Source organism: Bradyrhizobium sp. P2_E8 (assembly GCF_056403875.1).
This window is the reverse complement of sequence record NZ_JBFUES010000408.1, coordinates 1-6,240: the sequence shown is the minus strand read 5'-3', so window position 1 is coordinate 6,240 and position 6,240 is coordinate 1. Positions and strand designations below refer to the sequence as shown.

Annotated in this window: 6 protein-coding genes and 1 pseudogene; 4 read left to right on the top strand and 3 right to left on the bottom strand. The window is 64.6% G+C overall.

Going from position 1 to position 6,240, the window contains the following annotated elements:
* The 3 genes and pseudogenes from AC1D00_RS21880 to AC1D00_RS21870 all read left to right on the top strand — a co-directional run.
* A pseudogene (locus AC1D00_RS21880) lies at positions 1-165 on the top strand (MBL fold metallo-hydrolase); the annotation flags it as partial.
* 65 nt (positions 166-230) lie between these two features.
* On the top strand, positions 231-752 hold the full coding sequence (locus tag AC1D00_RS21875) for a hypothetical protein (RefSeq protein WP_477012093.1): 522 nt from the start codon (positions 231-233) through the stop codon (positions 750-752).
* A gap of 112 nt (positions 753-864) precedes the next feature.
* Entirely contained in the window at positions 865-1,917 is a 1,053-nt protein-coding gene (locus AC1D00_RS21870; RefSeq protein ID WP_477012092.1) for an amidohydrolase family protein, read from the top strand.
* A 106-nt stretch (positions 1,918-2,023) separates the two neighbouring features.
* Here the strand turns inward: AC1D00_RS21870 and AC1D00_RS21865 are convergent, their stop codons facing one another.
* Entirely contained in the window at positions 2,024-2,479 is a 456-nt protein-coding gene (locus AC1D00_RS21865; RefSeq protein ID WP_025575160.1) for a cupin domain-containing protein, read from the bottom strand.
* Between the two features lie 237 nt (positions 2,480-2,716).
* Here AC1D00_RS21865 and AC1D00_RS21860 point away from each other — a divergent pair, with 237 nt between their 5' ends.
* A complete protein-coding gene (locus AC1D00_RS21860) occupies positions 2,717-3,271 on the top strand; it encodes a hypothetical protein (RefSeq protein WP_477012091.1) in 555 nt (184 codons plus the stop codon).
* 157 nt (positions 3,272-3,428) lie between these two features.
* Here AC1D00_RS21860 and AC1D00_RS21855 read toward each other — a convergent pair whose 3' ends face one another.
* Positions 3,429-4,685 (bottom strand): aminopeptidase, encoded by a 1,257-nt coding sequence (locus AC1D00_RS21855; protein ID WP_025575162.1) that lies wholly within the window; start codon positions 4,683-4,685, stop codon positions 3,429-3,431.
* A 113-nt stretch (positions 4,686-4,798) separates the two neighbouring features.
* The gene (pcaB, locus tag AC1D00_RS21850) at positions 4,799-6,160 is read right to left on the bottom strand and encodes a 3-carboxy-cis,cis-muconate cycloisomerase (RefSeq protein WP_477012090.1); all 1,362 of its coding nucleotides are present in this window, start codon (positions 6,158-6,160) and stop codon (positions 4,799-4,801) included.
* Positions 6,161-6,240 lie beyond the last annotated feature (80 nt).

The window sequence follows — 6,240 nt, the reverse complement described above, 5'->3', positions numbered from 1 at the left end:
TCCTCCGTGGTGCTGCCGATGCACCGCTTCGCCACCCCGCTCGACGATTTCATGCGCCGGATCGGCCAGCAGTTCGAGATCGACCGGCGCCTCGAGCGCTCGTTCCGGATGTCGCGCGACGCGCTGCCGTCGAAGCCGACGGTGATCATCCTCGACGGCGTCTGAGGCGCAATTTTCTCCAAGCCGGCTGTCGCGCTTTGGTGCTGATCTTCCCGCAAAAGGAGATCGACATGACCGACTTTGCGCGATTGTTGCACGCGGATGGACCAAACCCCGAGCACGCCGCAGCACTCCAGCTTTACGGCCGCTTTGTCGGGGACTGGGATGCCGAGATCACCGCCCGCGGCCCCGATGGAACGAAACACGTCGCCCCCGGCGAAATCCATTTCGGCTGGGTGCTCGAAGGACGCGCCGTCCAGGACGTCTGGATCATTCCCCGTCGCACCGGCAGCCCGGCCTTTCCGATCGCCGGCAACTGGTACGGCACGACGCTGCGGGTCTATGACCCCTCGATATCCGCGTGGCGGATCTCCTGGTTCGATCCCGGCCGCAGCGTGTTCCGCCAGCAGGTCGGCCGCCCACGTGGCGAAGACATCATGCAGGAAGGCACGACCGAGTCCGGCGACCTGACGCGCTGGAGTTTTACGGAGATCGCCGACGACGCCTTCCATTGGCTCGGCGAGGTCAAGCCGACTGCAGCGTCTGACTGGCGGCTGGTGGTCGATGTGAGGGCGAAGCGGCGCAAGGGCTGACGACCGCGCCGTTGTGCTCGCGGTGAAGGGCGAGGTTGCGCGGCGCGCGCTGCTGGACGCAAGGACGAGATGCTAGGCTCCCGGCATAAAAACAAAACGGGAGCGAACGCCGATGGCTGCAAATGGTCTACCTGCCAACACGAGTGGGCTATTCGTGGAGCCGCGCGAGGACTGGCTCGCGCTGCATCAGGAGGAGATCATCGATCCCTCGCGGCCGATCGTCGATCCCCATCACCATCTCTGGAATCGCGGGCACCGCTACCTGATCGAGGAGATGGCGGCCGACATCGCCTCCGGCCACAACATCATCGCCACGGTCTATGTCGACTGCCGCTCGATGTATCGCGCGCACGGGCCCGAGGAGTTCCGGCCCGTCGGCGAAGTCGAGTTCGCCAACGGCGTCGCCGCAATGAGCGCAAGCGGTGCTTACGGCACGGCCGCGATCTGCGCCGGCATCGTCAGCCATGCGAACCTGCTGCTGGGCGACGCCGCCAGGCCGGTGCTGGAAGCCGAGATCGCGGCGGGCAACGGCCGTTTCCGCGGCATCCGGCATTCCTCCGCCTGGGACCAGGATCCCGTCGTCGCCGGCATGTATGCGCACCGGCCGAAGGGACTGTTGCAGGATCCGACCTTCCGCAAGGGCTTTGCCTGCCTGGCGCCGCTGAACCTCAGCTTCGATGCCTGGCTGTTCCATCCGCAGATCGACGAGCTGACCGAGCTCGCGCGCGCCTTCCCCGACACCAGGATCGTGCTCGACCATTGCGGCGGCCCGGCGGGCGTCGGCCGCTTTGCCGGGCGGCGCGAGGAGGTGTTTGCGCAATGGCGCGCCTCGATCCGCGAGATCGGCAAATGCGAGAACGTGGTGGTGAAGCTCGGCGGCCTCGCGATGTGCCTGCTGGGCTACGATTTCCATCTGCGCGAGAGGCCGCCGTCATCCCAGGAGCTTGCCGCGGCCTGGCGGCCTTATATCGAGACCTGCATCGAGGTGTTCGGCGCAAGACGCGCGATGTTCGAGAGCAATTTTCCGCCAGACAAGGGCCAGTGCAGCTACCAGGTGATCTTCAACGCCTTCAAGCGCATCGCGGCGCCTCTGAGCGAGGCCGAGAAGACGGCGCTGTTCTCGCAGACCGCGACCGATGTCTACCGGCTCGACTTGCCGTCATGACAAGATTTGCCGTCATGACGAGAAGAGGGGCCGGGATGTTGATCCCGACCCCTCTTCGTCGTGGCCGCTGGGAAGCGTCCTTGAAACGTTGTTGTCCGGGCAGGCGCTAGCCGGCACCCATCAGCGAGGCGGGACGGCGCTCGCCGGTGGAGACGAACATCCGCTTGAGCTTGTTGACGACGCGGATCAGGAAGCCGATCATGACCGGATTGGTCTTGCGGCAGAAGGCGATCTTCTTGACGTGGCCTTCGACATGCCATTTGGCATGCGCGCCGTCGCGGAAGAAGATGACGTCGCCGGGGCCGTAGCGCTTCGGCGGCATGCCGTCGCTTTCGAGCACGATCGATCCTTCCATGATCATGATCGTCTCGTCGATGTCGTAGTACCAGTTGAAGCGCCCTTCGGTGCAGGACCAGATGATGGTCGAGGCGGTCCCGTCCGCGCTGGTGGACAGGATGTGCGAGCGCGACACCGGATTGCCCTCGATGATCCAGGACGGCTCGATCGGCCGCAGCTCGAGATCCACATTGCAACTGCCGATTTCAATCATTGCGCGCGACATCTGTTTCCTCAGGGAATGAAATAGGTTTGGCCCCGTTCAGGGCCAGGATTGTTTCCAATGATGTTGGCAACGCTAGTGATCGGCTTTTAATTCTTTCTTACGCAGGCCTCGACAATCAGCCGCAAGTTGCATGTGCGACGCAGCTAACGCCGGGATTCCCCTGCAAATTCGCGCACATGAACCCATCTTTTCCAGGGTGCGACAAAATGCGCGAAATGACTGAAAGGAGCCGTGCCGATGCCCCTCACGCCCGAGGTTCTGACAGCCAACAGCCAAGTCGTGGCCCGGCTCGGGGGCCTTGATATCTCCTTCACGCCGGACGAGGAGCCCTGGTTTACCGTCGACGGCATCGAAAGCCCCCGGCAGATCGGCAGTGACGGCTCCGGCGGCACGTTCGTGCTGCTGCCGTCGCAGAATGTGCTCTACGCGTCATCGGAGGGCCGCGCAGGAATTATCGCTGCTACGTTCGAGGCCTTCATCCAGCTCGTCGTCGCCCGCCCCTACTGGCTCGACGTCCTCAAATTCTCTGCGGGCGGCGACCTCGCGGAGATGCGGCGCGCGGCGGACGCGCTGGAGGCGACCCTCGGCGACGAGGACGAGGTCAACGAGGCCCGCGAGCAAATCCGCAAGGCCCTCGACCTGCCCGAGTCGGACGATCCGGTCGATGCGCTCTACGAGGCGGTGGCTGCTTCCGATGCCATCGTGCGGGCCATCGACGGCAGCCCGTTCACGACGCTGTTCAACCGCTTAAGCATCGACAACAACCCGACGCTGCGCAACGCGGCGGCGTGAAAAGGCTTTGAGGGTACGTGCCCGGCCTTCATGGTTCGAGACGCGCCGTAAGGCGGCGCTCCTCACCATGAGGGTCTAGAACCTCGCCGCGAAACGAGACCTCATCCTGGGGAGCCCGCCGGCGGCGGGCGTCTCGAAGGATGGACCGCAAGACGCCTTACTTCGCCCACTCGCCCTTGCGGAACACCGGCACCTTGCTGCCGTCGGTGAGGATGCCGTCGATGTCGGTCTCGGCCGAGCCGATCATCCAGTCGATATGGATCAGGCTCTGGTTGCCGCCTTGCGCGGCGATCTGCTGCGGTGTGAGCTGGGCGCCGTTGACGAAGCATTTCGAGTAGCACTGGCCGAGCGCGATGTGCGAGGCCGCGTTCTCGTCGAACAGCGTGTTGTAGAACAACAGCCCGCTCTGCGATATCGGCGAGGAATGCGGCACCAGCGCCACCTCGCCGAGACGACGCGCGCCCTCGTCGGTGTCGAGCACCTTGTTCAGCACTTCGGCACCGCGCGACGCCTTCGCGTCGACGATCCTGCCGTCCTCGAAGCGCACCGCGATGTTGTCGATCAGCGTGCCCTGGTAGGACAGCGGCTTCGAGCTCACGACATGACCATAGACGCGACGGCAATGCGGCGTCGTGAAGACCTCTTCGGTCGGGATGTTGGCGTTGCAGCTGATACCGTTCTTGGACAGGGAGGCGCCGCCTTCCCATTCATGACCGTCGGCAAGCCCGATGGTGAGGTCGGTGCCCGGTCCTGAGTACTGCAACGCGCGGAAACGCTGCCCGTTGAGCCAGTTGGTGCGCTCGCGCAGCACCGCATTGTGGCTCGCCCAATTGGCCATCGCGTCCTCGCGATCGACGCGGGAGGCCGCAAAGATCGCATCCGCGAGCTTGCCGATCGCGACGTCCTCGGGATCGCCAGGGAACACCTGCTTGGCCCAGGACGGGCTCGGATAGGCGATGATGTTCCAGTTGGTGTCGAAATTGACGATCTTTTCCAGAGCCGGCTGATAGGCCATCGAGTTGGCCTTGCTGGCGCGCGCCACCTTGGACGGATCTTCGCCCGACAGCAGCATCGGATTGTCGCCGACGATGGCGAGCCGCGCGGTGTTGTCGGAGAATGCCTTGGCCATGCCTTCATAGAGCCAGCCGGCGGCGCGATCGAAACTGTTGTCGTGACCATGGCGGTAACGCGCCAGCGTCATCTCCTCGTCCGACAGGATGGGCGTCACGATACCGGCGCCGGCCTTGTAGGCATGCACGGCGATCCGCCGCACCAGCGGCAGCGCAATCGCGGGCGCCGTCAGGAGCAGATCCTGTCCCGGCCGCAAGCCCAGGCCCACCTTCACCGCCACCTCGGCCAGCCGGTCGAGTTTCGCAGGATCGATGGGAGTGGAGGTGATGCGTTGATCGGTCATGCCGGGTCCTCTGCCGAAAGTCTCTCGCTCAATCTAAGTCTAGCATCGCTAGACACAAGTATACGAGCGTATTGGGGGCGACGAAAGATACGCAGTTTCACGCATCTTGGTTTTCAACGCGTTGCCGATTTCAGCACCCGGTCGACCATGGCGGGAGCAAGGCCGAGGTAATTTTTCGGTGAAGTGAGCGCATCGATCGTGGCGCGGCCGATCCTGGCAGAGACGCGCGGGTCGGACGAGAGCGCGTCCGCCAGCGTCAAACCTTTCTCGTTGGCGAGCCGGCAGGCGTCATAGACCACGTCATGCGCCTCCTGCCGCCCGATCTGCGGCGCGAGCCCCATCATGACTGCTTCGGCCACAATCAGGCCCCGGCTGATGGCGAGATTGTCGTTCATCTTCGCCGCGTCCACGATGAGGCCCGCGAGCGCGAACTTCGCCTGGTGCAGCGCCCCGGCGGTCAGCACGAAGCTTTCGGGGATCGCCATCCATTCGGCGTGCCAGGGGCCGGTGGCGCGCTCGAAATCCTGCACCATCGCATCCAGCATCAGGCCCGCATGCTGGCGCACCGCCTTGGACGCCGCCAGCATCAGTTCCGAGGAGATCGGGTTGCGCTTCTGCGGCATGGTCGAGGAGGCGCCGCGGCCCTTGACGAAGGGCTCGTAGACCTCGGCGAACTCGGTCGAGGCCATGATCATGATGTCGAGCGCGATCTTGCCGAGCGAGCCGGTGACGAGCGCGAGGAAGTTCACGGCCTCGGCAAAGCCGTCGCGCGCGACATGCCAGGTCGAGGCGGGGACGCCGAGCTTCAGCTCGGTGCAGAGCGCCTCCTGCACCTCAAAGCCCTTGTCGCCGAGCGAGGCCAGTGTGCCGGCGGCGCCGGCGAACTGGCCGACCAGCACGCGCGGCTTCAATTGCGCCAGACGCTCGGCGTGACGGTCGAACATCGCGAGCCAGATCGCGGTCTTGTAGCCGAAGGTCACCGGCAGTGCCTGCTGGAGGTGGGTGCGCCCCGCCATTGGCGTGTCGCGATGGCGCTTCGAGAGATCGGCGAGGATCTTTCGGAGCTCCGCAATATCGCGCTCGACGATCTCGAGGGCAGCACGCAATTGCAGCACCACGGCGGTGTCCATGATGTCCTGCGTGGTCGCGCCCCAATGCACGTAGCGGCCGGCATCACCGCATTGCTTCACCATCTGGTGCACCAAGGGCAGGATCGGATAGCCGACGATGTCGGTCTCCTGCCGCAACAGGTCGAAATCGAGCGCGGCGACGTCGGTCCGCGCCGCGATCTGGTCGGCGGCATCCTGCGGGATCACGCCGCATTTGGCCTCCGCCTTCGCCAGCGCCACCTCGACCTCGGCATAGCGCGCAACCAGCGCGACATCGGAAAACACCTCGCGCATCTCAGGCGTGCCGAAGGCGTCACGGAACAGCATGGAGTCGAGCACGGTGGTCGAGGCGTGAAAAGCGGGCATGGGCGTTTCTTCGTGGCTGTCGTTCTGTATGCGGGTAGCTTAAGCACGTCGCCGTGTTCGGCAATGGACATTCGCAGTTC

Bases quoted from the DNA above. Each gene is read 5' to 3' on its own strand.
- AC1D00_RS21855 (WP_025575162.1), bottom strand. From the start codon at position 4,685: ATGACCGATCAACGCATCACCTCCACTCCCATCGATCCTGCGAAACTC.
- AC1D00_RS21865 (WP_025575160.1), bottom strand. From the start codon at position 2,479: ATGTCGCGCGCAATGATTGAAATCGGCAGTTGCAATGTGGATCTCGAG.
- pcaB (WP_477012090.1), bottom strand. From the start codon at position 6,160: ATGCCCGCTTTTCACGCCTCGACCACCGTGCTCGACTCCATGCTGTTC.
- AC1D00_RS21860 (WP_477012091.1), top strand. From the start codon at position 2,717: ATGCCCCTCACGCCCGAGGTTCTGACAGCCAACAGCCAAGTCGTGGCC.
- AC1D00_RS21870 (WP_477012092.1), top strand. From the start codon at position 865: ATGGCTGCAAATGGTCTACCTGCCAACACGAGTGGGCTATTCGTGGAG.
- AC1D00_RS21875 (WP_477012093.1), top strand. From the start codon at position 231: ATGACCGACTTTGCGCGATTGTTGCACGCGGATGGACCAAACCCCGAG.